Annotated in this window: 14 protein-coding genes; 12 read left to right on the top strand and 2 right to left on the bottom strand. The window is 40.7% G+C overall.

The window, feature by feature from the left end:
• Positions 1 to 47 precede the first annotated feature (47 nt).
• From A9P82_RS05525 to A9P82_RS05515, 3 genes are all read left to right on the top strand, one after another.
• Positions 48 to 1,343 carry a prolipoprotein diacylglyceryl transferase gene (locus A9P82_RS05525; protein ID WP_066205120.1) on the top strand — a complete coding sequence of 432 codons (1,296 nt, stop codon included), beginning with the start codon at positions 48 to 50 and terminating at the stop codon, positions 1,341 to 1,343.
• Positions 1,340 to 2,344: a glycosyltransferase family 9 protein gene (locus tag A9P82_RS05520; protein ID WP_231891209.1), complete on the top strand. Its 1,005-nt coding sequence runs from the start codon at positions 1,340 to 1,342 to the stop codon at positions 2,342 to 2,344. Before A9P82_RS05525 ends, A9P82_RS05520 begins: the two co-directional genes overlap by 4 nt.
• A gap of 147 nt (positions 2,345 to 2,491) precedes the next feature.
• Entirely contained in the window at positions 2,492 to 5,269 is a 2,778-nt protein-coding gene (locus tag A9P82_RS05515; RefSeq protein ID WP_082915247.1) for a glycoside hydrolase family 2 protein, read from the top strand.
• 123 nt (positions 5,270 to 5,392) lie between these two features.
• Here the strand turns inward: A9P82_RS05515 and A9P82_RS05510 are convergent, their stop codons facing one another.
• A complete protein-coding gene (locus tag A9P82_RS05510; RefSeq protein WP_066205114.1) occupies positions 5,393 to 6,439 on the bottom strand; it encodes a LacI family DNA-binding transcriptional regulator in 1,047 nt (348 codons plus the stop codon).
• A gap of 72 nt (positions 6,440 to 6,511) precedes the next feature.
• Positions 6,512 to 7,531, bottom strand: a complete 1,020-nt coding sequence (locus A9P82_RS05505) for a LacI family DNA-binding transcriptional regulator (RefSeq protein ID WP_066205112.1) — start codon at positions 7,529 to 7,531, stop codon at positions 6,512 to 6,514.
• A gap of 422 nt (positions 7,532 to 7,953) precedes the next feature.
• Here A9P82_RS05505 and A9P82_RS05500 point away from each other — a divergent pair, with 422 nt between their 5' ends.
• The 9 genes from A9P82_RS05500 to xylA all read left to right on the top strand — a co-directional run bounded on the left by A9P82_RS05500 (position 7,954) and on the right by xylA (position 26,092).
• A complete protein-coding gene (locus A9P82_RS05500) occupies positions 7,954 to 11,025 on the top strand; it encodes a SusC/RagA family TonB-linked outer membrane protein (RefSeq protein ID WP_082915396.1) in 3,072 nt (1,023 codons plus the stop codon).
• Positions 11,026 to 11,138: 113 nt separating this feature from the next.
• On the top strand, positions 11,139 to 13,127 hold the full coding sequence (locus tag A9P82_RS05495; RefSeq protein WP_066205109.1) for a RagB/SusD family nutrient uptake outer membrane protein: 1,989 nt from the start codon (positions 11,139 to 11,141) through the stop codon (positions 13,125 to 13,127).
• 137 nt (positions 13,128 to 13,264) lie between these two features.
• Positions 13,265 to 15,832, top strand: a complete 2,568-nt coding sequence (locus A9P82_RS05490) for a glycosyl hydrolase 115 family protein (protein WP_066205105.1) — start codon at positions 13,265 to 13,267, stop codon at positions 15,830 to 15,832.
• Complete coding sequence (locus tag A9P82_RS05485) at positions 15,832 to 17,832, top strand: sialate O-acetylesterase (RefSeq protein ID WP_231891208.1); 2,001 nt, start codon at positions 15,832 to 15,834, stop codon at positions 17,830 to 17,832. Before A9P82_RS05490 ends, A9P82_RS05485 begins: the two co-directional genes overlap by 1 nt.
• Positions 17,833 to 17,867: 35 nt before the next feature.
• Complete coding sequence (locus A9P82_RS05480) at positions 17,868 to 19,199, top strand: family 43 glycosylhydrolase (protein WP_066205102.1); 1,332 nt, start codon at positions 17,868 to 17,870, stop codon at positions 19,197 to 19,199.
• A gap of 143 nt (positions 19,200 to 19,342) precedes the next feature.
• Positions 19,343 to 21,523, top strand: coding sequence for a glycoside hydrolase family 3 N-terminal domain-containing protein (locus A9P82_RS05475; RefSeq protein ID WP_066205099.1), 2,181 nt, complete (start codon positions 19,343 to 19,345; stop codon positions 21,521 to 21,523).
• A gap of 374 nt (positions 21,524 to 21,897) precedes the next feature.
• Complete coding sequence (locus A9P82_RS05470; RefSeq protein WP_066205096.1) at positions 21,898 to 22,983, top strand: endo-1,4-beta-xylanase; 1,086 nt, start codon at positions 21,898 to 21,900, stop codon at positions 22,981 to 22,983.
• 134 nt (positions 22,984 to 23,117) lie between these two features.
• On the top strand, positions 23,118 to 24,626 hold the full coding sequence (locus tag A9P82_RS05465) for a xylulokinase (RefSeq protein ID WP_066205094.1): 1,509 nt from the start codon (positions 23,118 to 23,120) through the stop codon (positions 24,624 to 24,626).
• 137 nt (positions 24,627 to 24,763) lie between these two features.
• The gene (gene xylA, locus A9P82_RS05460) at positions 24,764 to 26,092 is read left to right on the top strand and encodes a xylose isomerase (RefSeq protein WP_066205091.1); all 1,329 of its coding nucleotides are present in this window, start codon (positions 24,764 to 24,766) and stop codon (positions 26,090 to 26,092) included.
• Positions 26,093 to 26,251 lie beyond the last annotated feature (159 nt).

Below are 26,251 nucleotides of genomic sequence, written 5' to 3'. Positions count from 1 at the left end.
TTTTGCTTAAAATTGCGTTTCTCTATATTGAAAAATAAACAAACTCAATGTACCCGAACCTCTATTATTTCTTTTTTGATGTATTCGGAATAAAAATCCCCGTTTTAAAAGTATTCAATTCGTTCGGTTTTTTTGTAGCCATTGCATTTTTGGTATCGGCATGGTTTGCTTCCAAAGAATTTAAAAGAAGACAGTTGCTCGGCTATTTTACTTATTCGGAAAGAAAAATTACGGTAGGAGAGCCGGCAGGTGTTGGCGAGCTTGTTTCTAATTTTTTGGTCGGGTTTGTTTTGGGTTATAAGATTGTCGGTATTTTTTTCATCAAAGATGCGTTGAGCAACCCGCAGCAATTTATTTTTTCGCTGGATGGAAACTGGCTGATTGGTATTTTACTCGGAGCCGTTTTTGCCTTTTTTAAATGGAGAGAAAAAAACAAAGTAAAGCTCGCAACGCCCGAGACTCGTACATTACGCATCTGGCCCAGCGACCGTTTGGGGGATATTGTGATTATTTGCGCAGTTGCCGGGTTTGCAGGTGCAAAGGTTTTTGACAACCTTGAAAACTGGGACAGATTTATTCAAGACCCCATTGGGAATTTGTTTTCGGCGAGCGGACTTACTTTTTACGGTGGTTTGATTTTCGCTATTATTGCTTTATATATTTATTTTAAGAAAAACAACATCAGCTTTATTAATGTGGCGGATGCATTTTCTCCTTCATTAATGCTGGCTTATGGTTTAGGGCGAATCGGTTGTCAGGTAGCGGGCGATGGCGACTGGGGCATTATCAACAGCGCGTATCTTTCAAATGCAGACGGAAAAGTGCATTTATGTACGCCGCAACAATTTCAGCAAGCGGCAGTTATTTTTAAAGACCATACAGAGCAATTCGGCATTGTGGGCGAAATTCAGCACGCTGCATTTAAAGGTGTAAGTTGGCTGCCCGATTGGTTGTTCGCTTATTCTTATCCGCATAATGTAGGTAGCGAAGGCGTGCCGTTGGCAAACTGCAACTGGGGCGAATATTGTAATTATTTGCCTTTGCCGGTTTTTCCGACACCTCTTTACGAAATTATTACGTGTGTGATTTTGTTTGGTGTGCTGTGGAGCATTCGCAAAAAAATATCATATCCCGGTATATTGTTCGGATGGTATTTAATTTTAAACGGAACGGAAAGGTTTTTGATTGAGCATATCCGTGTAAATACGAAATACGATATTCCTTTTCATCCTTCGCAGGCAGAAATTATTTCTTTATGCCTGATAATCATAGGAATTGTTTTGGTTACGATGGCAAGAAAAATTTTCAAGCCTGTTAATATTGCATATACACAAACTTCGTGAAGAAAAAGTTTCTTGTAATCCGCTTCTCATCTATCGGCGATATTGTATTGATGACGCCGGCTGTCAGATGTTTAAAACTTCAATACCCGAATGCGGAAATACATTTTCTTACAAAGAAAAAATTCAAAGCGGTTACGGTTGCTAACCCGTACATTGATAAATTTCATTATTATGATGATAATTTTTCAGAACTGAAAAAAGAACTGCAAGCCGAACGTTTTGATTACATCATTGACTTGCATAAAAATCTTCGTACGCTTCGTTTGCGATTCTCTTTGCGAAGCAAATGGCTTGCTTATAAAAAACTAAGCGTTCAGAAATTTCTGCTTACAAAATTTCACATCGATGTAATGCCCCGAACGCATATCACGCAACGTTCTTTGCAAACTTTGTTGCCGCTTGGCGTGAAAGACGATGGCTTGGGTTTGGATTATTTTATTCCTAAAGAAGACGAATTGTACAAGAGCGATTTGCCTTTAACGCATCAAAACGGTTTCGGCGCAATCGTTATAGGTGCATCTTATTTTACCAAGAAATTACCGGTTTATAAATTGGTTGAACTGTGCGACAATATTGACTTTCCGCTTGTTTTACTTGGAGGAAAAGAAGATGAAAAAGAAGCGATGGAGATTATTACAAAAACAAAAAATAAAAATGTTTGGAACGCTTGCGGAAAATTTAATCTCAATCAGTCTGCCGACCTTGTAAGAAAATCTTCCTGGGTTATTTCGCACGATACGGGCTTGCAATACATTGCTTGCGCATTTCAAAAAACGGTAATGGCTGTTTGGGGCGGCACTTCGCCGAAACTTGCGGTAGAGCCTTATTACGGCACAATGAACGAGCCTTTGTATAAAAATTTTATTGTTGCAAACCTTTCTTGTCAGCCCTGCTCCAATTTTGGGACAAAGGCTTGCCCGAAGAGACATTTCAATTGTATGAATCAACAAAAAATTTCTTTAATAATTGACGAATTAAAAAGAAGAAACTGTTTGAGTTAATTTGCTGTGTACGATGTCCTCGCCGCACAGCATTATTTATTTTCTGTCGCTTCCGGATATATTCAAAAAATGTAACTAATTGGTTAAATAAGTATTATCTTTCAACTTTTGGATGTTTTAACTTTGGCACTCAATTTTCTTAAGTTTATGCGAATCAATAAATTTCTTTTCTCATCGATTATAGTTGTGCTTTGCACGAATGCTTTTGTGTCTGCACAAGTAGAACAAACAGAATTAAAATCTTTCCAACTTCAGTCTTCGACGCAAGTCCCGAACGATGGTAAAATGCTTTCTTCGCCGGATTATCGCCCCAATGTTTTGTGGTACAAAGCAGAAGTCCCAAGCACAGTTCTCACAACTTTGGTCAAGAATAATATTTATCCCGACCCTTATGTCGGATTAAATAATATGTTGATTCCCGATGCTTCGGACACATTCAATGCAATGTACGATTTGGAAAAATATTCTTATTTGCCCAATGTAAAAAATCCGTGGAAAGACCCGTATTGGTATCGCACAAGTTTTGACGCTTCGGGTGCGGACAAAGGCAAAACCATTCAACTCATTTTCGACGGAATCAATTACCGCGCAGAAGTTTGGTTGAACGGAAATCTCGTTGCCGATTCTTCGCAAATGGTCGGTATGTTTCGCGGTTACAATTTTGATGTGAGCAAGTTTGTAAACTATGGCATGAAAAATTATTTAGCCGTAAAAATTTATCCTTTGGATTATGCCGGCTTGCCGGATAGTGCACAGCTCAAGGCTTTCGGTCCTTTTTATTTAAACGGCGGACCAACTGGCGATATTGGTAAAAATGTAACAGAACTTTGCAGCGTAGGTTGGGATTGGGTGCCGGCAGCGCGCGATAGAAATATAGGTATTTGGCAACCGGTTTATATTCGTAAAACAGGCGGTGCTACTTTGAGCAATATTAAATTGGTTACAGATTTGCCCAATCTTCCCGATACAAATACAGCAAAACTAAATTTATCGTTATCTATAAATAATCATTCAAATAGTTCTGTAAATGGCAATTTAAAAATCACTATTTCGCCCGAAAAAAGTACCGAAAATTCTATCGTAGTTAATCAATCTGTTCTGCTGAATGCTTCGGAAAATAAAACCGTGCAATTAGATGCTTCTTCCGTCAAACAATTCATCATCAATCATCCGAAACTTTGGTGGCCCAACGGCTACGGTAATCCGAATTTGTACAGAATAAGAATCCAATTATTGAATAATAATTCCGTTTCCGACGATACAAGTTTTGTGTTTGGTATTCGCTCCGTAAGTACAAAAACATTTACTGAGAACGGAAGATTCAGAAGAGAGTTTTATGTGAACGGCAAAAAAATACATCTTGTCGGTGGCGCTTGGGTTCCCGATTTTCTGCTAAACAGAGATTCGCTGCGCAACGATTATGAATTACATTTATGCCAGAATGCAAACCTTAATCTAATCAGAATCTGGGGCGGCGGCGTTACACCCGAAGAACCTTTTTGGCAAGCCTGCGACCGTTACGGTTTGCTGGTTTGGAACGACTTTTGGGTAACGGGCGATACGCAAGGCGAGTTCAAAGGCTCGCCCGATTATCCGTATCAAAGCAATGTGTTTATCGATAATGTAAAGAGTTCAATTTTACGCATTCGCAATCATCCGAGTCTGTTGGTTTGGACAGGCGGCAATGAAGGCCATGCGCGTAAAGAATTATACGATGCCATGCGCCAACTTGTGATTGACATGGACGGAACTCGTCCGTTTATTCCGAGTTCTTCGGGTTTTGCAAAAATGCAGCAAGGCTGGGACGGCGCATATCCCGATAACGAAACGCCCGGCGTTTTCAGCGGCGGTCCTTACGCTTGGAAAGACCCGAAAGTGTATTACGATTTGGCAGACCATGCAAAAGACTGGGGCTTTAAAGATGAAACAGGCATTCCGTCGATGCCACCTTTGAATACGTTGAAAAAAATTATTCCCAATCTTTGGTGGGATAAAACTTTGCCTTTCCCATTCAACAATTCTTGGGGTTATCATGATGCCTGCACAGGCGCGGCGCAGTATGATAATTATTACAAAGACATGGTTCAACGTTACGGACAGCCAATGGATTTGGACAGCTTCGCCAATAAAATGCAGTTGATGGATGCAACCGGTTATCAGGGAATTTTTGAGGCGGCAGGTTCTAAAATTAATACAACTGGCGGCGTAATGTTGTGGAAATTAAACCCTGCGTTTCCAAGTGTTGTATGGCAGATTTATGATTACTATCTCAATCCGAACGCGGGATATTATTTTATCAAAAAAGCGTGCGAGCCTTTGCACGTGCAATTTAATCAGGATGATTCAAGTGTAGCGATTATTAATCGTTCAAGATTTGATGCGAGTGATTTAACGGTGACTGCAAAAATTTATTCAATAGATGGAAAAAGAATTTTTGAAAAATCGGCAAGCGTAAAATCTATTGATGATATGAATGCTGCAAATGCGCTATCATTGAAAGATGTTTTGCAACAGCATTCGGATTTTAATTTCATTATTCTTTCGTTGAAAAATAATAAAGGCGAAGAAGTTTCCAAAAATATTTATTGGACTGCGAAAGGAAATGATTACAAGGCTTTGAACGAAATGCCGCAAACAAAATTGCAAACAACAATTATCAACTCTTCTATTCGAGGAACTGAAAAAGTTGTTATCATAAAAGTAAAAAATACAGGTAATCAAATTGCTTTCTTTGCCCGAACACAATTAGTACAAAACGGCGAAGAAATTATGCCCAGCTTCTGGAGCGATAATTATTTTTCTCTTGAACCGAATGAAGAAGAAACGCTTACTGTAAAAGTTCCGGTTAAAGAACTGAAAAATGTACCGATTGTTATAAAAATTTCAAGCTGGAATAGTCAAGAAAATTCTGTTGATGTGAAATAAAACTGAGGCAAGAGTTTGCTTTAAAAGCTTCGTGCAACTCTGTGTAAAACCTTTGTGTAACGCTGTGCTAAAGCTATTCCGCAAAGAGCCGTGAAGCAAACACAAAGTTTCGCGAAGTTTTGATTATTCAAGAGGGTTCTTATTTTTCTCTTTCTTCAAAGAAGACTCTCTGATAATCATTTTAGAAGGAATTACAATTGATTTAAACGAAGTTTTTTTATGTCTGTCCACTGATTTTAGTTGCTTAATCAATTCATGTGCGGCTACCTCGCCCATTTGTTTTCCGGGATAATCTATGGTCGAAAGTCTTGGCGTTATCAAATCGCCGATTAAGTCGTTATTGAAGCCAAACACGGCAATATCTTCCGGCACGCGCAAACCTTTTTTGTGCAAAACATCTATGCACACGGCGGCGGCAAAGTCATTGGTAATAAAGAATGCGTCGGGCTTTTGTCCCAACAATTTATCGACGGCTGCAATTGTTTCTTCTTTGTTGCTCACATTGCATATTTGCAATAGTTTTTTGTTGAATTTTATATGATGTTCTTCCAGTGCTTTTTTATATCCTTCAAAACGGTCGTTATACACGTTGCGCGTAAGGTCTGCGGTAATGTGCGCAATTTTTTTACAACCTTGTTCTATTAAGTGTTTGGTGGCAAGTTCGCCGCATTTAAAATTATCGATCACCACTTTGCTACAATTTGCATCGCCGGGTACGCGGTCGAAAAATACAACAGGAATATTTCTTTCAAAGAAAGGATTGAAGTGCGCAATATCTCTCGTACTTAACGTAAGAGAAACAATGACGCCGTCCACTCTTTTGTTTAAAAGATTTTTAGTGTTGGCAATTTCGCGGATGCTGTCTTCTCCGGCATGCGTAATCAGTAAATCGTATTGTTCGGCAGTAGCGACTTTTTCAATGCCTGCGAGAACCGCGGTAACAAAATAACTGTTCACTTCGTGCAGTAAAATGCCAATGGTTTTTGAATGACGCTTCCGCAGATTACTGGCAATTGTATTGTGCCGGTAGCCCAGTTCTTTTGCTGTCTGATGAATTTTTTCGCGTGTCTTTTTGTTGATAAGTGGATTATCGTTCAGACCGCGGCTGACGGTAGTTGCAGAAATGCCGAGTTTTTTTGCAATGTCGTATATTGTAATTTCTTTGTGCATATATTGTTGTTCAAAAATAGAAATATTTAGAACAAAAACCGGTTACGGACTGAAAAGCTTATGTTTTTAATATTACACTTTATCTCTGACACTTGATTCACGAATAATAAGTCTGGAAGGAATAACTATTGTTTTACTATGCCCTGTTTTGCCTTTTGATTTCAGCAGGCTGAAAAGTTCTTTAGCCGCCGATTCTCCCATTTTTATGCCCGGATAATTGATAGTTGAGAGTTTGGGCGAAATAAGATTTCCTAATGTATCGTTGTTGAAACCGAAAACTCCTATATCATTAGGAACGTGAAATCCTTTTTCCCGCAGTTCTTCAATGCATACTGCTGCGGCAAAATCGTTTGTTATAAAAAAGGCATCCGGCTTGTGCTTCAGTAATTGATTTATGACTTTGATAATGTCTTTTTCACTACGGCTGCATATTTTCATTAATTTTTTTTTAAAGATAATGCCGTTATCAGTTAAAGCCTGTTTGTAACCGTTAAACCTGTCGTTGTACACATTGCGCGACAAGTCTGCGGTAATGTGTGCAATGTTTTTGTATCCGTTCTGTATCAAATGGGCGGTTGCTTCATAACCGTTTTTATAATTGTCTATGACAACTTTTACACAGTCTATATTTCTTGGTACGCGGTCGAAAAAAACTACCGGGATTTTTCTTTCAAAAAATGGATTAAAATGCTCTGTGCCTTTAGCACCCAACGACATGGATGCGATGATACCGTCCACTCTTTTGCTCAATAAGTTTTTCGCGTTGGCAATCTCGCGCTGCCCGTCTTCGCCGGAATGCGCAATAAGCAAATCATAACCTTCCTTTGTAGCAATTTTTTCAATGCCTGCAAGCACTGATGTTACAAAATTGCTGTTCAGCTCATGTAACAGCAAGCCAATAGTTTTGGACTGTTGTCTGCGCAAATTGCTTGCGATTGTATTATGGCGATAACCAAGCTCTTTGGCTGTATGATGTATTTTGTCACGTATTTCTTTACTGATAAGCGGGTTGTTGTTAAGCCCGCGGCTAACTGTGCTGGCGGAAATATTCAGGTTTTGAGCAATGTCGTATATCGTAATTTCTTTATGCATTTGTTATTGCTTGATTTATGCAATCGATTGTAATTTACAGAATATTTATAAAATTTATTGCCGGGAACAAACAAATATTTTTTGAAAAAAAATATGCAATCGATTGCAATTGTTTAGAAAAAATATTTACTTTAGCACCTGAAACAGCTTACGAACATAAGTTATAAAGTCATTGAGAAAGTTTGAATAATGTTTCGTCGATTTGTTTATCAGTGTCATTTCCTATAAATATTTAGTCATTTTTGTCTTTCAAAAAAGAGTAAAGCAATGAATTCATCATAGATAAAATACGGACATTAGTAATTTTTAATTGAATGCAATCGATTGCATTCAAAATTTTAGACTTAATTTTTTTTCACAAGTTAAACATTGCTATTATGCAAAAATTCAATTTTCGAAACGTTCTTATTGCTGTGATGTTCATGACGGCAATAAGTCTGTTTGACTCTTCACCGCTGTTTGCCCAACAAGGTCATGCGGTGCACGGGGTTGTAACCGATTCAAGCGGAACAGCTATAAACGCTGCTTCCGTATTAAATGTGAATACAGGTAAAGGAACTTTTACAGACCAGAGTGGCAGTTTTTCCATCGACGTTGAAAAAGGGCAGGTTTTGGAGGTATCCTACATTGGCTACCAGACTAAAAAAATTACTTATTCCGGAGAAGCAAATGTTTCTGTAGTACTTTTTTCTGCTGTTGCAACAAATCTTAATGATGTAGTTGTAATTGGTTACGGTACGCAACGCAAAGAAGCGGTTACAGGATCGGTAGCATCAATAGGAGGAAGCGCCCTCCGGGAAGTGCCGTCAGCCAATTTTACATCTGCTTTGCAAGGGCGTATAGCAGGGGTAACTATGACACAAACCTCTACAAAGCCGGGGGCTACCATGCAAATCCGTATTCGCGGTACACGTTCAATCAATGCCACTAATGATCCGTTGATAGTGCTTGATGGTATTCCTTTTCAGGGAAGTATCTCAGATATTAGCACGGATGATATTAAAAGCATCGACATTCTGAAAGACGCTTCGGCAACGGCTATTTACGGTTCGCGTGGCGCTAATGGCGTTATTTTGATAACTACTAATTCGGGGGGTAGAAATCAAAAAGCACAAATAAGTTATAGTGGATATTTTGGTATGAATAAAGCCGTTAAATTCCCTATGATGAATGCTACTCAATTCGCTGCGCTTCGTGCAGAGGCGAATATGAATAACGCAGGTGCGGACGAACCTACGGACAGCGCCGGCAATTATACGACCAGTACGGATTGGCAAGACCTCTTTTTTAAAACCGGACTTGTAAATAGTCATGATCTAAGTATTATAGGTGGTACTCAGAATGGAAGTTATAAGTTTGGTGCGGGGTTCTATAACGATCAATCGGTAGTTCCTTTGTCTTGGTACAAACGTTATTCTTTGCGTGGATCTGTTGATCAGAAGATTGGTATATTTCGGCTGGGCTTTACTACCAACAATAACTTTAGTTTTACAAATGGAGCAAGCATTGGATTATACAATGTATTGGCAATGAGTCCTCTGGCAAATCCGTACGATTCGACTGGCGCTATAAAGCCAGTTCTGGATATTTCTTCTAATCACGATCAATATTGGACTTATACACGGTCAACGCTAGATGCCTTAGGCGACAGGTTTGCCGATTTGAACAAAGGATTTGCTTCATACAACTCTGCGTATGCTGAAGTTGAAATCCCGGGAGTACAAGGTTTAAAAGTCCGTGTTAACCTCGGTGGAGAATATCGGCAAAGTAACAGCGGAAATTATACTGGTGAGGGCGTATTTAGTAATAATCCCCTAAATCCAAGTAATGCGTCTATCGGTAACTCGACCACATATAGCTGGACGGATGAAAACTTGGTGATGTATGACCGTACATTTGGAAAACATCAGATAGATGCTGTTGCGTTGTATTCTGCCGAACAGGATTATTACAACAGTTCATCTATTTCTAGAAAAAATATTGCTTCTGACCAGTTCCAATATTTTAACCTTGGACAGAGCTCCACCAGTTTAAATGACGACATAACAATAAATCCAGCTAATCAGGGCTATTCGGTAAGTGGATTATTGTCGTATATGGGGCGCGTAATGTATTCGTATGACAGCCGCTATATGATAAGCGCAACACTTCGTTCCGATGGCTCTTCTCACCTGGCTTCGGGCCACCAATGGCATACCTATCCGGCTATTTCTGCAGGTTGGAATATTGCCAAAGAATCTTTTATGAAAAGAATTTCCTGGATAGATGAATTAAAGTTGCGCTTAGGGTTTGGGCAAACTTCTAACCAGTCTGTACCGGCGTATTCTACTTTGGGATCTCTAACCACAGTACCTTACAATTTTGGCCAGACCGGCTATGCCACTGGGTATTATGTATCTACATTGCCTAACCCGACCTTAGGCTGGGAATATTCTACAACTCAAAATGCAGGATTGGATTTTACTTTCTTTCATAACCGTTTATCCGGTACGGTCGAATATTACTCAACACGTACTAAGGATCTTTTGTTAAGCGTGAATCTGCCTTCTACATCGGGTGTAGGTAGTTATATAGGTAATGTTGGACAGACTTCCAATAAAGGCTGGGAACTTTCGTTAAACGGTACTATTATTAACAACGTAAACGGCTGGACTTGGGATGCGGGCTTTAATATATACGGTAACAAGAATAAGATAGTTAAACTGGCATCAGGAGAAACGCAAGACATAGCTGACCTGTTATTTGTAGGGCATCCATTGAATGTTATCTACGACTATAAGAAAATAGGTATCTGGCAACAGAACGATTCTTATTTGAGCATTTTGGAGCCAGGTTCGAGCAATAAACCCGGCATGATCAAAGTACAATACACAGGAGACTATAATGCCGACGGTTCGCCTACAAGAGCGATAAGTTCTGCAGATATGCAGATTATGAATGCAGACCCAGTATTCATGGGCGGCTTCAATACGCACGTAGGATGGAAAGGTATTGACTTAACTATTGTGGGAATTTTCCAGGATGGAGGCATCCTTAACAGCACCTTATACGGCGCATCCGGCTACCTTAATCTGGAAGACGGACGCAGGAACAATATCAATATTGATTATTGGACTCCCACTAATACAAATGCCAAATTCCCCGATCCCAATGGTCCTAAAAACAGCAATAATCCAAAATATGGTTCCACATTGGGTTATTTCAGCGGTTCTTATTTAAAAATAAGCACAGTTACGCTTGGATATAATTTTGATTCAAAATGGATGAAAAAGGCAGGGATAAAAAGATTACGTCCTTATTTTACCGTACAAAATGCACTGGTACTGTTTTCGCCTTATCATAAACAATCGGGTATGGATCCACAGACAAACTCATATGCCAATGATGGCAGTACGATGGCAGTGCCATATTCATCGGTCAGCCGTTTGTTGACCGTGGGCTACAATACTCCTTCAACGCATAATTATATACTGGGTATTAATATAACATTTTAAATTAATAAGACGATATATGAAATCCTGTATGTAAAGCTATGATTATTGGCAGAATCCCTGCCCGTCTGGTCAGGGGGTATCTGGTAATTAAAGAACAATAAAAAGATAAACAGATGAAACGAATAAATAAGACTTTAACTGGAACACTTCTCGTTGGTATGCTTATGACGGGTTGCTCCAAGATTTTAAAAGAAACACCCCGTTCCACATTTACTCCAGCTTATTTTCAAACAGAAGCAGGCGTAGAAGGTGGATTGACATCTTTATATGCTGACCTTCGTTTATGGGGCAGCGGTTATTTTCTTAATGCCAACCAGGACGGAACGGACGAGTCGACCTGGGGTGGAAATTCGGATAATAATATCTGGCAGCTTGATTTTTCCGGAAAGAGTACCATTGACCCTCAAAGTAGTAATACCGGATTCTTGTGGCAGACAGCCTTTCCTGCTATTAATACTGCGAGTGGTGTAATCGAAAATGGTACTGAAGCAGGCATATCAGCTTCATTACTTGCGGAAGCCTATTTCTTCCGTGGATTTTACTATTTCTATTTGGTACAAACTTATGGCGGCGTGCCGTTGGATCTAGGAGCTGGTGAGCTGAAGTTCAATACTTCTACGGTCAGAACTTCGGTACGCAATACCGTCCCCGAAGTTTATACAAAGGCTATTTTCCCGGATTTATTACAGGCTATAAACAATCTTGGTGATTCCCGTTTACAAGGTGGGGTAAGTAAAACGGCTGCGCAGTTATACTTGGCAAAAGCATATCTGACTTATGGCTGGTGGTTGCAGAATCCTAACAATATCCCTACCTATCCGGCAGCGGACAGAACGGATCCGGACGGACATAATGCTGTCTGGTATTTTCAGCAGGCTTATGATGTAGCTACAGCTGCTATTGCCAATCCAAGTAAGGGCTACTTCGGAGATGCACAGACTTTCGCGACTTTTGGGTTGCAGCCAACATTCTATGATGTGAGTAATGGCGCTAATGACCGCAATAGTGAAATACTTTTATATGCCGACCACACACAATCAAGTGAACAATATAATGGGGCCAGCCTTTCGTATAGTTCGGGCGCTCTCGCAGGTCCGGATAACTTTATCGGATGGTTTGAACAGTTCAATTACACGAGTGTATTTAGCAGCACTTCTAATACGTCATGGGCTACAGTTGCATCTGTTCAACGCTCGGATGATCAGTCACTGGGACGTCCGTGGACAATGAATGCTCCTCCGCAAGGCGTATTTTACAATACTTTCGCAGATAAAGCCAATGATACCCGCTTTGATGGAACGTTCGTAACTTCTTATCGTTCCAATTTTAGTCAAAGTGGCCTCGCAGCTAAATATTCACAATTTTATGGCGCTAATTATTTGCCGTTAGGCCAGGATGATGCTGTTTTTACATTTTTACCCGAAGATGTTGGCGGTGTTGATTATTCTAATTCGGTGTTCAATAGCGGTATCGGAGCTGGCGTATTACCGGGCAGGGCTGATTTTGTTGTAGAACCGAGCCATATCAGTAGAACCCGTTATCCTGGTAACTGGAAAATAGGTCCTTATCGCACCGATGCTAATGGCGGATTGGGCAACCCAAATGGCAGTAGCACGCGCCCAGTTAATATTGCTAAGTTTTCGGAACTGTATTTAATAGCTGCAGAGGCTGCTGTAAAAGGTGCAACAGGTTCTATGAGTGCACGCGATTTGGTCAATGTGCTTCGCGCTCGCGCCGGTAAACAAACTTTTAGTAACGGTCTTCATAAAACAGTATCTATTGATAATAGCGCAGCTATGGTTGCAGCGACGCCCGCTACTATCGATATTAATTATATTCTGGCAGAGCGCAGCCGTGAATATTTCGGCGAAGGTTATCGTTGGTTGGACCTCGTTCGCACACAGAAGTGGAACGAGCTTGCTGGTAGCTTTACTATTGTGGATTCTCAGAATGCGAGTGATTGGAGTAATGCTGCGCCAAAAACAATTACGCGCACCATAACTCCGCAAAATTATCTTCGTCCTATCCCTACATCGCAACTTAATGCTATGGATATGAGTGCTGATGCATTGGCAGCTTATCAAAACCCGGGATATAATTAATATTTAATTGTAGACGGTTGGTGAAATAAACACCAGCCGTTCTATTTTATTGACGGACTAAGATTTTTTGATTCAGAGATGCCATACATTCAGTCAAAAGACCTACTACTACAGCAGTAAAGGGAAAATTTATACGAATGAGAAAGAAAGGGATAATATGTTTTGCAATCTTCTATTTTCTTTTTGCAAAAGCTCATGCACAGATTTTTGTAAGCGAACAAAAAAGCGCAACTGATTTTGCGATCGTATCGCAGCATCAGGATGCACATATTTATATTGATGAAGGCGACAACTGGCTGGTGCATAAAGCCGGGGAATTGTTGCAGCAGGACATCCAATCTCTTACCGGGAAAAAATTGATGCTTCTTCACGACAGTATTGATACGAATAAAAATTTTATTATTATCGGTACGCTTGACCATTCTTCTTTTATTAAAGACCTTATTCGCTCCGGCAAAATCAGTATTGCTTCTGTTCAAAACAAATGGGACGCGTACGCTATTCAAACGGTTCAATTAAATGCACATTCGAAAGGCATTATCATTGTCGGAAGTAACAAGCGCGGGGCTGCATACGGTACATTTGAATTGTCGAAACAGATTGGCGTTTCTCCCTGGTATTGGTGGGCGGATGTGCCGGTAAAAAAGAAGAAAGAAATTTTTGTCAGACAAAATATTTCCATCGCTGATTCACCCCGGGTTAAATACCGCGGCATATTTATCAACGATGAAGCGCCTGCTTTCAGCGGCTGGGTAAAGGAAAAATTCGGCGGCGCCAACCATCTTGCTTATGAAAAGATATTTGAACTGTTGCTTCGCTTAAAAGCCAATTATCTCTGGCCCGCAATGTGGGGTAATGCTTTCAACGATGACGATACGCTGAATCCCGTATTGGCCAATAAATGGGGAATCGTGATGGGCACTTCGCATCACGAGCCGATGATGCGCGCGCAGCAGGAATGGAAACGTTATGGAAAAGGCGCATGGGATTATACCACGAACGAAGCTGAGCTGAATGCTTTCTGGAAGAAGGGTATCGAAAATATGGATCATCACGAAAGTGTTGTTACTATTGGTATGCGCGGCGATGGCGATAAGCCTATGACACAGGGGACGGCAATCGGTTTGCTGGAAAAAATTGTTAAGAACCAGCGTAAAATAATTTCGGACGTTACGGGCAAACCGGCTTCCGAAACACCGCAGGACTGGGCTTTGTACAAAGAAGTTCAGGACTACTATGACCAGGGAATGCGCGTGCCGGACGATGTTACTTTGCTGCTCTGCGACGATAACTGGGGCAATATCCGCAGGTTGCCGAAAATAACGGACAAGCCAAGAAGTGGCGGCTATGGAATTTATTATCACTTCGATTATGTGGGCGGTCCAAGGAATTATAAATGGATCAATACAAATAATATTGCAAGAGTTTGGGAACAGATGCATCTGGCGTATGAATATGGTGTGAAAAATATATGGGTGGTCAATGTGGGAGATCTGAAGCCGATGGAGTTTCCCATTTCGTTCTGGTGTGATTATGCCTGGAACCCCGAAAAAATAAATGAAGACAATCTCCCGGACTATTATAAACATTGGGCTTCGGCGCAATTCGGAAAAACTTACGCGGACGAAATCGGAAGCATTTTAAAAAGATATTCGCAATATGCTTCGCGCAGAAAACCCGAATTGCTGGATGCAAATACATACAGTATAGAAAATTATGATGAATGGAAAAATGTTTTACAGCAATGGACAGTTTTATTAGCCGATGCAGGAAAAATAAACGAAGCCCTGCCGGCGGAATATAAAGACGCTTATTTTGAACTCGTACTGCATCCTGTAAAAGCAATGGAAAATTTGCATGAATTGTATTACGATGTTGCCATGAACAAGCTGCTTGCTTCGCATAACGATATTGCGGCAAATGATTATGCCGATAAAGCTAAACAAGCTTTTATCAACGACTCTTTAATATCGCTTCAATACAATCGGTTAAACAATGGCAAATGGAACCACATGATGGATCAAACGCATATCGGCTACAGGTCGTGGCAGGAACCAAGAAGAAATTCGATGCCCGAAGTGGAATATATTTCTAATGATAGTGTTTCTCATACATGGACAAACGACCCGGGTAAAATAAAAGTTAAACTTCATGCCAATGCGTCCAAAAATTCATTCTATCAAAAAAATAATTTTATTTCAATAGAAGCATCCCATTATACCAAAGCCATCAACACAAAAAATATCCAATGGAAGATGATTAAAGATATTGGACGCGATGGCGGTGGTATTACCACTTTTCCCGTAACAAAATCCCTTGAAACGCTTGCTGCATCAAATCCGCAGTTGCAGTACGAAATTTATACAACAGATACAGGCGATGTAAAACTTAACGCTTATTTTTCGCCTACATTGAATTTTCATAACGACTCGACGGGCTTGCAATACGCCGTTTCTATCGACGATGAACAGCCGCAAATTGTTTCGCTGAACAAAGATGATAATAAAGACCGGGTTTGGGGAAGATGGGCGGCCAATAATATTATTATTAAAACAACGCGGCATCGTCTTTCAACAAGCGGAAGGCATATTGTAAAATATTGGATGATTAGCAACGCCGTTGTGCTGCAAAAAATAGTATTAAATTTTGGTAACGGGAAATACAGCTATCTCGGCGCGCCGGAAACTTTATATAAAAAGAAATAATGATGAAAACAATTTGCTACAAAGACACAATGGCACGAAGATGCACAAAGTTTTTTCTTAAAGTTACTTTGTGTCTTTGTGTCTTAATGGTTCTAAACAATACTTCTTTTTCACAAATAAAATTGCCGCAGTTGGTAAGGGACAGCATGGTTTTGCAAAGAGATGCGAAAATCAATATCTGGGGCTGGGCGTCAAAAGGCGAAACCGTAAAGGTTAAGTTCAACAACCAAACGTACAAAACCAAAACAGGTTCCGACGGCAAATGGAAGTTGCAATTGTCTCCTATGAAAGCCGGCGGTCCTTATACAATGGAGATTAGCGGTAAAAACAAAATTATACTGCACGATGTATTGCTGGGCGATGTATGGTTTTGTTCCGGTCAGTCCAATATGGTGCATCAGTTAAGGTTGCACAGTGTGTATTATCCTGATGCGATACCCGATGCGCATTATCCTGAGATAAGGCAATTCTGGATCCCTACATTGACCGCTCTGCAAGGCCCGGCCGATGATTTGCCTTCAGGCTATTGGAAATCTGCCGTTCCGCAGGACGTGGGGGATTTTTCTGCTGTCGCATATTTTTTTGCAAAAGACCTGTACGAAAAATATCACGTTCCCATCGGTATTATCAATGCAAGTGTCGGCGGTACACCAATCGAAGCATGGATAAGCGAAAGTGGTTTTAAAGGTTTTGCTTCCGAACTAAAGACAATTGAAAAGAACAAAGACACGGCTTATATAAATAGTTTAAGTAGAAGAAAAAATACCGGAATGGGAATGTCAAAGCCAATCGATAAAGGACTTGCCGGACAGGCGCCTTGGTACAGTTCTGATTATATTCCCAACGAATGGCGGCAGATAGGCATTCCGGGCTATTGGGAAGACCAGGGATTAAAAAATCTTGACGGCGTTGTTTGGTACAGAAAAGAAATCAACGTGCCTGCTGCAATGACAGGGAAACCTGCAAAAGTTTTTCTCGGAAGAATTGTTGATGCCGATGAATTGTACATCAATGGAAAAAAAATAGGCAACACCACGTATGAATACCCGCAAAGAAGATACGATGTTCCCGCAGATTTGCTGAAGCCCGGCAATAACTTATTTGTAATCCGTGTTACCAATAATTTCGGCAAAGGCGGCTTTGTTCCCGACAAACCTTACTGCTTGTTTGCGGGCAAAGATACGGTTGATTTAAAAGGTTATTGGCAATACAAAGTGGGTGAAGTTTTTGTGCCGCATCACGGCTTTGGCGGCTTTGGTTTCTCTGCACAAAATGCGCCAACGGCTTTGTACAATGCAATGGTAGCGCCGGAAATTAATTATACCATCAAAGGATTTGTTTGGTACCAGGGAGAAAGTAATGCAGGTCGTGCTGCAGAATACGCAAAGCTGCAACCCGCTCTGGTTGCGGACTGGCGCAACAAATGGAACGAAGGCGATATTCCGTTTTTATACGTGCAACTTCCAGGCTATGGCGATTATAATTATTTGCCTGAAGAAAGCGGTTGGGCGGAACTGAGAGAAGCGCAACTGCAATCATTATCCGTTCCAAATTCTGCAATGGCTGTGGCGATTGATTTGGGCGAATGGAACGACATTCATCCCGACAGGAAAAAACCTGTAGGCGACCGTTTGGCGCTGGCTGCGGAAAAAATGGTTTACGGCGAAAAAAATATTGTTACAAGTCCTTTGTATCAATCATCAACGACTGAGGGAAATAAAATAATTGTTTCATTTACCAATGTTGGCAGTGGTTTGATTTTTAAAGATTCTTCTTATACATCGCCGAATACAGATGAAGTGAATGGCGCATTTGAAATTGCCGGTGCAGATAAAAAATTTGTTTGGGCAAATGCAAAAATTGAAGGCGATAAAGTGGTTGTTTGGAACGATGAAATACAAGCACCGAAATATGTGCGTTATGCGTGGGCGGACAATCCTGTAAATCCTGATTTGTACAACAAAGAAGGATTGCCTGCAAGTCCGTTTGAGACTGAATAATGATTTTTAAATTTTAAGACGATGAAAAATAACAGATGAAAAAGTTTATTCTTATTTCCGCCGTCTGTTTTCTGACTTCTTTGTGCATTGCACAAAACCCGATTATCAGAAATCAATATTCTGCCGACCCTTCGGCAAGAGTATTCGGCGACAGCGTTTATGTGTATCCTTCGCATGATATTCTTGCCACAAAAGAGCATGGTCGAATCGGTTGGTTTTGCATGGAAGATTATCATGTTTTTTCTTCCGCAAATCTTACGGATTGGAACGACGATGGTATTGTGGTAAGTCAGTATAATGTGCCTTGGGCAGATTCAACGGCATACAGTATGTGGGCGCCCGATTGCATTTTCAAAAATGGAAAATATTATTTCTATTTTCCCACGAAGCCCAAAGACACGAGCAATGGAAACGGTTTTGCAATCGGCGTTGCAGTGTCCGATAAGCCGTCGGGAAATTTTGTTCCGCAACCTCAACCGATTAAAAATGTTCATGGCATTGACCCGAATGTTTTTATCGATAGAGACGGACAGGCATATTTGTATTGGGCGGAAGGAAATATTTATGCGGCAAAGCTGAAAGACAATATGCTTGAGCTTGCTTCCGAACCGGTTGTGCTGAAAGCCTTACCGGACAAAGGTTTGAAAGAAGGTCCGTATATGTTTGAGCGCAACGGTATTTATTATTTGACATATCCGCACGTAGCAGACAAAACGGAGCAACTTGAATATGCTGTCAGCAATAATCCTTTGGGACCATTTAAAGTTACAGGCGTTATCATGGACGAATCGCCCGATTGCTGGACAAATCATCATTCCATTATTCAGTTTAAAAATCAATGGTACTTGTTTTATCATCATGATGATTACTCGCCGGATTTTGACAAAGCAAGGTCTGTAAGAATTGATAGTTTGTTTTTTAATTCGGATGGTACAATTAAAAAAGTTATTCCCACGTTTAGAGGTGTCGGTCTTACCAATGCCTCTAAGAAAATACAGATAGACAGATATACTGCTAAAAGTAATAATGGCGTTTCCATAAATTTTATTGATACTGCGAATAAATTTCTCGGATGGAAAACTACCTTTACTAAAGCCAATGCCTGGGTGCAATATAGTAGTATTGATTTTGGAATGAAACCATTGAAAATACTTGCTGTGCGAGCGTTTTCTGCAACAGGCGGTGCTATACAAATACGAGCAGATGATATAAACGGAACTGTAATCGCAGAAGCGAAAATTCCTAAAGGCGATGATTGGAAAGAAATAAAAGCTACCGTAAAAAAATATGAATCAGGAATTCATAATTTGTTCATAGTAGTGAAAAATAATTCCAATGTTGCAATTGATTGGATAAGTTTTAAATAAAACATTTTTTGAGAAATAATAAAACCTACATTGATGAAATGAGTCATAAGAACTTCGCATATCCAAAGCGATGACTGTTTTGGCGAAACGGAGTTCGGCGCAGCCAATTCCATCCGGCAATTAAAAACATAAAAAATATACGAATGAAAAAACATTGCATTAAAATTATCTTCGTTTCGTGTTCATTCATTGCAACACATTTCGTGCAAGCACAAATTTTCAGAGACCCTTCAAAGCCTTTGAATGCAAGAGTGAACGATTTTATTTCACGCCTTACACCTGACGAAAAAATCGATCAGTTGATGAACGCAACACCAGCCATTCCGCGATTAAACGTGCCTTCTTATAATTGGTGGAATGAGGCTTTGCACGGCGTAGCGCGCTCCGGCATGATGACAGTTTTTCCGCAGGCAATCGGCGAAGCTGCAACCTTCGACCCTGCGTTGCTTTCAAAAGTTTCTTCCGCCATTTCAAGTGAGGCGCGCGCTCAATTTAATATCGATAGAAAGCGCGGTTACGAAGTTTGGTACGGCGGACTTTCTTTCTGGACACCGAACATCAATATTTTCCGCGACCCGCGCTGGGGCAGGGGACAGGAAACTTACGGTGAAGACCCATACCTCACTTCGCAAATGGGCGTTGCATTTGTCAAAGGTTTACAAGGTAACGACCCAAATCATTTGAAAACGCAGGCAACTGCAAAACATTTTGCGGTGCATAGCGGACCTGAAAAATTACGTCATGGCTTTAATGTGAATGTGAGTAAATTGGATTTGTACGAAACCTATTTGCCGGCCTTCCATGCCTTGGTTAAAGCCGGTGTTGAATCGGTAATGGCTGCATACAATAGTGTAAATGGCGAACCTGCCAGCGCCAGCGGATTTTTGTTGGATACCATTCTTCGTAAAGATTGGGGTTTCAAAGGACACGTGGTTTCCGATTGCGATGCGGTCGATGATATTTATCACGGACATAAAGCCACAGCATCGTTGCAAGATGCGGCTGTGTGGGCAATCAAGTACGGCTTGGACCTCAATTGCGGCAATGCTTTCGGTACGCTGCATGCTGCATTAAAAGCAGGCGCCATCAAAGAATCTGTAATTGACAGCGCGTTGGCAAATGTAACGCGCACGCGCATCAAACTGGGGTTGTTCGACCCGGTCGGTACAAATCCTTATGATAAAATCGGCGCAGATGAAATCAACAGCGAAGCACACCGTGCACTGGCGCGCAAAGCAGCACAGGAGTCTATTGTAATGCTGAAAAATGATGGTGTATTGCCATTGAAAAATGACTTGCCTAAATATTACGTTACAGGACCAAATGCCTCCACCATTACATCTTTGATAGGCAATTATTACGGCATTAATGATAAAATGTCCACAATTCTTGAGGGCATTGCAGGGCATGTTGCAAAAGGAAGCCAGGTGCAATACAAACAAGGAATTTTATTGAATTGGCCCAACTCGAATCCTGAAGACTGGACAACCGGCGATGCGAAACAGTGTGATATTATTTTTGCCGTGCTGGGCATCGACGGAACCATTGAAGGCGAAGAAGGAGATGCGTTGGCTTCGCCTACATTTGGCGACCGAATGGATTATAATTTACCGAAGAATCAAATTGAATTTTTGAAAAAATTACGCGATGGTTATAAAGGAAAAATTGTAACCATTATCACAGGCGGCAGCCCTATGAATTTGCAGGAAGTGCATCAGTTATCCGACGCCGTTTTGCTCGTTTGGTATCCGGGCGAAGAAGGTGGAAATGCAGTCGGCGACGTAGTTTTCGGCGATGTATCGCCTTCGGGAAAACTGCCTGTGACTTTTCCGATGTCGTTGGACGATTTACCTGCATATACCGATTATTCCATGAAAGGTCGCACCTATCGTTATATGGGAAACGCGCCTATGTATCCTTTTGGATTTGGATTGTCTTATGCAAAATTTGAATATAGCAATATTACGATAGATAAAAAATCCATTCATAAAAATGAATCTTTTGAAGTAAAAGTAGCGGTTACCAATCAAAGTAATGTTGCTTCGGATGAAGTTGTACAATTATATATTTCCGCACCGCAACAAAATTATTTAACGCCTTTATATTCATTAAAAGGTTTTCAGCGAATTTCGCTGAAACCCAATGAGAGCAAGACTTTGAATTTTACCGTAACGCCCGAAAAAATGCAAATCATTAATGAAAACGGCGATGCGGTTATTCCAAACGGAACGTATAAAGTTTATATCGGCGGAAGTTCACCTGTTGCACGCAGCCGGGAATTAGGCGCGCCGGCAATGGCTGAAACGAATGTGGTAATTAATTAAAATTTAGAGTTAAGAATTTGAATGCGCTCGCTGTTTGAAGCGTCCTCGCTTCAAACCTTTATTCTGTCGGCTCTTGCCGACTTGTTTTAGTTGCCACGAGGCAACAGAATATTTATGCGAAGCGAGGACACTTAGCATAGCATTGTTAATTAAAAATTTTGTAATTAAAGAATTAATAATTTTTAATGTTGAAGATGATTGAACAGAAATGAAAAACCTTTGCACGTATTCTGAACCCGTTTGGCTTCGCCGATTTTCGATTCAGCATCTCAAAAATGCACTCGTCAAGCGATTGCCGCCTACGCGGCAATGACAACCAACGTTTTCCTATTTTTCAATTATCATCAATCTTTAATAATTAATAAATTTTTCCCATGAAAAAAATATTCATATCGTTTTCAATCGTAGCATTTTTGTTCGGATGCAATTCAGCGAATAATCATCCGAAACCTAATACAAACAAAGGGTTGAAAGATTATTACAAAAATTATTTTCCGATTGGCGTTGCCGTAAATGAACATAACATTACAGGCGTGCAAGGCAAATTGATTTTAAAAGAATTTAATAGTGTAACGCCCGAAAACGCGATGAAATGGGCGCCGATTGAACCTTTTCAAAATGTATATTTTTGGAAAAATGCAGACTCAATTGTCGCATTTGCGAAGCGCAATCATATTCGCATTCGCGGACATAATCTTTGCTGGCATCAGCAAACGCCGCCGTGGTTGTTCGTGAATAAAAACGGTAAAACGGTTTCCAAAGACACGCTGTTGCAGCGTTTGAAGTCGCATGTTTTCACGGTCGTCAATCGATACAAAGATGCTGTGTATGCGTGGGATGTAGTGAATGAAGCGATTGACGATGATAGTACTAAATTTCTGCGTAATTCAAAATGGTATCAAATCTGCGGCGAAGATTTTATCGACAGCGCTTTTGTTTGGGCGCACGAAGCCGACCCGAAAGCACAGTTGTTTTACAATGATTATAATGTCATTCGTCCGCAAAAAAGAGAGCGTGTTTACAAATTGCTCAAAGGTCTACTGGCAAAGAAAATTCCAGTTACGGGCATCGGCATACAAGCGCATTGGTCGGTGTACGAACCTACACAGGATGAATTGGAAACAGCGATTAAAGAGTTTGCTTCGCTCGGTTTGAAAGTGCAATTTACCGAAGTGGATATTTCTATTTTTCCTTGGGAGAAAAATCAGCGTGCAAAGAAACCAAATGAAAACGATACCTATACCGATGCGCTGAAAGCCAAGCAGGCTGCGGAATACAAGATGGTGTTCTCTGTTTTTCGCAAGTACAAAAAATATATCAACAGTGTAACTTTTTGGAACTTGTCCGACAAGGACACATGGCTTGACCATTATCCTGTTGAAGGCAGAAAAAATTATCCGTTGCTGTTTGACACGGCATTGCAACGCAAACCTGTGTATTGGGATGTTGTGAAATGGTAATTCATTTACATTAGGTGTGAATTGTTTTTATTTTATGAAAAAATAAAATTGCAATCGATTGCAATTTTAGAAATTTTAGCTACTTTAGCTTCCAAATTGTTGCATACAAACATAAGTTTAAATTCAGATTTTTAATGATTGACAAAATTGAGCATACATTATTACTCGGCATAGACGTAGGAACGTCGTCAATAAAGGTTTCCGTAGTAGATGCGGAAACACAGCGCAGCGTGGCTTCCGCCACTTTTCCCGAAAATACGGAGCGTGAAATAAAATCTCCCAAGCCTGATTGGGCGGAGCAATCGCCGGAACAATGGTGGAGCGATGTGAAGGCTGCCATTAAGCAAACACAATCAATAAATACATATAATCCTGAGAATATTGTTGCCATCGGTATTACATATCAAATGCACGGATTGGTAATTGTAGATAAAGAAAAAAATGTATTGCGCGATTCAATTATCTGGTGTGACAGTCGTACGGAAAAGCAGGCAGAGAAAGGCTTGCAAGCGATTGGCGAAGAAAAAGCATTATCTCATTTATTAAATTTCCCCGGAAACTTCACGGCATCAAAATTGGCTTGGGTAAAACATAACGAACCTCAAGTTTATGAGAAGATTGATAAGTTCATGTTGCCCGGTGATTATATCGCGATGAAATTAACGGGCGAAATTACTTCCACCATTTCCATGTTGTCCGAAGGTGTGTTTTGGGATTTTAAAAACAAAGAACTATCGAAAGATATTTTGAGTGCTTATGATTTTGATGAATCTGTTTTTCCTGAAACAAAAGCATTGTTCGGCGTGCATGGAAATGTTACAAAAGAGATTGCAAAAGAATTGAACATTCCTGCAGAAATTCCTGTTACCTACAAAGCCGGCGACCAACCGAACAACGCTTTGTCGCTGAATGTTTTTGAACCCGGCGAAATCGCTGCAACTGCCGGCACAAGCGGCGTTATCTATGCCGTTGCAGACGATTTGGTGTATGATAAACTCTCGCGCATCAACACATTTGCGCACGTCAATCATACGAATGAAAATAACAGGCTTGGCGTGTTATTGTGTATCAACGGAACGGGCATCAGCAACCGCTGGATAAAAAATATGGTGGATGAAAAATTATCTTATCAGGAAATAAATGAGCTTGCTTCAACGATTGAGATTGGCTCGGAAGGCTTGCTGTTCCTGCCTTTCGGCAACGGTACTGAAAGAATGTTGTGCAACAAACACGTAGGCGCAGGCTTTTCCGAAATCAATTTTAATATACATAATAAGGCGCATTTGTTCCGCGCGGTGCAGGAAGGTATTGCGTTTTCATTCCGTTACGGATTGGACATTATGCGCGAAAACGGTATGCAAACCAAAGTGGTAAAAGCAGGCAAAGCCAATATGTTTTTAAGCAAAGTGTTCACGCACGCATTTGTAAATACAACAGGCTTAACGGTTGAACTGTACAACACGGACGGCAGTGTGGGCGCGGCTTTGGGCGCAGGCATCGGTTTGGGAATTTTTGAAAAACCGCAGGATGCTTTTTCCAAATTGGAGTTGCTGGAAACCATAGAACCCGATGAAGAATCGGTAAAAAAATATGAAGCAATTTATCGGAAATGGAAGAGTCGTCTGAACGAGGAATTAGTCTGAACCATGATTTGGGAGGATTTTTAAGATTATGGGATTAATCATAACTATCATAAAAAATCAGCGTTCAAATCAATTCGTGTAATTAGTAATAATTCGTGTTATCAAAAAATATTAATAACAAATAAAAATCAATTACAATGGCAATTATTAAAGGAGAAAAAGAATACTTCAAAGGTATTGGAGAAATTAAATTTGAAGGACGCGAAAGTGACAATCCGTTGGCGTTTAAGTGGTACGACGAATCAAAAGTGGTTGCAGGAAAAACCATGAAAGACTGGTTCAGATTTGCATGCGCGTATTGGCATTCGTTCAACGGAAGCGGCGCAGACCCGTTCGGCGGAAGAACGCATTTCTTTCCATGGGACGAAAGTTCAGATGCCGTGCAACGCGCGAAAGACAAGGCTGACGCGGCTTTTGAGTTCATTACAAAAATGAATATGCCGTTTTACTGTTTTCACGATGTGGACTTAATCGACTACACGAATGATGTAGCCGATAATGAAAATCGTTTGAACACGATTACCGATTATCTTGCAGAAAAACAAAAAGCTAGCGGCGTAAAATTGTTGTGGGCTACAGCAAATCTCTTTTCGCATGAGCGTTATATGAATGGCGCTTCGACAAATCCTGACTTTCATGTGCTGGCACACGCGGGTGCGCAAGTGAAAGCGGCGTTGGATGCGACTATAAAATTAGACGGCGAAAATTATGTGTTCTGGGGCGGTCGCGAAGGCTACATGAGTTTGTTGAATACAAACATGAAAAAAGAGCAGGAGCATCTTGCAAAATTCTTGCACACAGCAAAAGATTATGCACGTAAGCAAGGTTTTACAGGAACATTCTTTATTGAGCCGAAACCGTGCGAACCTACGAAGCATCAATACGATTATGATGCGGCAACGGTTATCAGCTTTTTGCGCCAGTATGATTTGATGGACGACTTCAAATTAAACCTTGAAGTAAACCATGCAACACTTGCCGGACATACATTTACGCACGAGCTGCAAGTGGCTGCTGATGCGGGTTTGTTAGGTTCGATGGATGCCAACCGCGGTGATTATCAAAACGGCTGGGACACCGACCAGTTCCCGACAAACCTGAATGAATTGGCGGAAATATGGTTGATAATTCTCGAAGCGGGCGGCTTTAAAGGCGGCGGCGTAAACTTTGATGCAAAGGTTAGACGCAACTCTACGGATTACCAGGATTTGTTTTATGCGCATATCGGAGGCATGGATGCGTTCGCAAGAGGATTGATTGTTGCAGATAATATTTTGCAAAAATCGGAATATAAAAAGCTGCGTGAGGAAAGATACGCTTCTTACGAAAGCGGTGCGGGTAAAGACTTTGAAGACGGTAAATTGTCTTTGGAAGACCTGAGAAACTTTGCTGCGCAAAATGGCGAACCGAAGATGATTAGCGGCAGGCAGGAATATTACGAGAATATTATTAATCAGTATATTTAAAAAAGCTGAACCACAACGACACTTGACGGCACGGCGAAACCGCAACGTTGAGAAACGTTTTGTCATCGTGCCGTTGTGGTTATAAAAATATTATTTCATTCTGATGCCTCGGTACGTGTCTTCACGTACCGAAAATACTAAGCGGTTTGTGCGGACACG

It is taken from the genome of Arachidicoccus sp. BS20 (assembly GCF_001659705.1).
Taxonomy (GTDB): Bacteria; Bacteroidota; Bacteroidia; order Chitinophagales; family Chitinophagaceae; genus Arachidicoccus.
Note: the sequence above shows the minus strand (reverse complement) of the source record. Positions and strands in the feature narration are given on the sequence as shown.